Below are 379 nucleotides of genomic sequence, written 5' to 3' on the forward strand. Positions count from 1 at the left end.
TGGCCGGCGAGGAAGGCGGCTGCCAGGTCGACGGCGATCGTGCCCAGGCGCTGGTTCTCCGTCTGCGACTGGTCCGCGACCTGCCCGAGCGCGGATCCCATGAGATGCCTCAGGAGAGAACCCGTGGCACTGCGCGTGGACAACGGCTGGGCGAGCAGCCGGTCGACCTGGTCGCCGGGAAGCGGCATCGACGCCCTCGGCAGTCGCAGGATCGTGACCCCGACGTGGTGCCCGTGGTCCGGAAACACTGCCTCCAGAGGGTAGGAGGTGTCGAACAGCACCAGCTCACCCGCCCGAACGGCCAGGCTCTCGCGCTTCTGGGCGACCTGCATGGGAGCACGCTGGATCAGCCCCAGCATGTAGGTCTCGGGGTCACCGC

1 pseudogene is annotated in these 379 nt (G+C 69.4%); it reads right to left on the reverse strand.

Annotation, left to right across the window (positions count from 1 at the left end):
• Positions 1-332, reverse strand: a pseudogene (locus CCN56_RS36975) (AraC family transcriptional regulator); the annotation flags it as partial.
• Positions 333-379: the final 47 nt, after the last annotated feature.

Source organism: Streptomyces sp. NRRL B-24572 (genome assembly GCF_002156145.1).
GTDB classification, from domain to species: Bacteria; Actinomycetota; Actinomycetes; order Streptomycetales; family Streptomycetaceae; genus Streptomyces; species Streptomyces vietnamensis.